This is a genomic window from Pseudoalteromonas sp. NBT06-2 (assembly GCF_002276045.1).
Taxonomy (GTDB): domain Bacteria; phylum Pseudomonadota; class Gammaproteobacteria; order Enterobacterales; family Alteromonadaceae; genus Pseudoalteromonas.
Map to the genome: position 1 here is coordinate 1 of NZ_NQMR01000282.1, position 318 is coordinate 318.

1 pseudogene is annotated in these 318 nt (G+C 40.3%); it reads right to left on the bottom strand.

The features are described 5' to 3' along the window. Positions 1–117: 117 nt before the first annotated feature. Positions 118–318 (bottom strand): annotated as a pseudogene (locus tag CJF42_RS27885) (hypothetical protein); the annotation flags it as partial.

Sequence of the window (318 nt, forward strand, 5' to 3'; positions counted from 1 at the left end):
TGCTTTGGGTGCGCTATATTCAAGCGCGTAATAAAACGTTTAGCAGCATTGAACTCACAATCTTGTTTTTTGGTGCCATCAGTGTTTTTTAATGGCTTCGGGCATTATAAGAATGACTTATTTTTTATCAGGGTGCATGATGGCACCTTGTGATACACTATGACTGTAGGTGATTTCGCCTGCTTTATGTGTTTTGGTTAAACAACAAGCACAATGCACTGTTTTAGAGCTGTGGTATTGTGTGCCATCAATGGTGCACATCAATACGTTCGGTAAAATCGCGTAGCTTTCTAAGTGTTTGTGCCGTCTTAGTTTCTC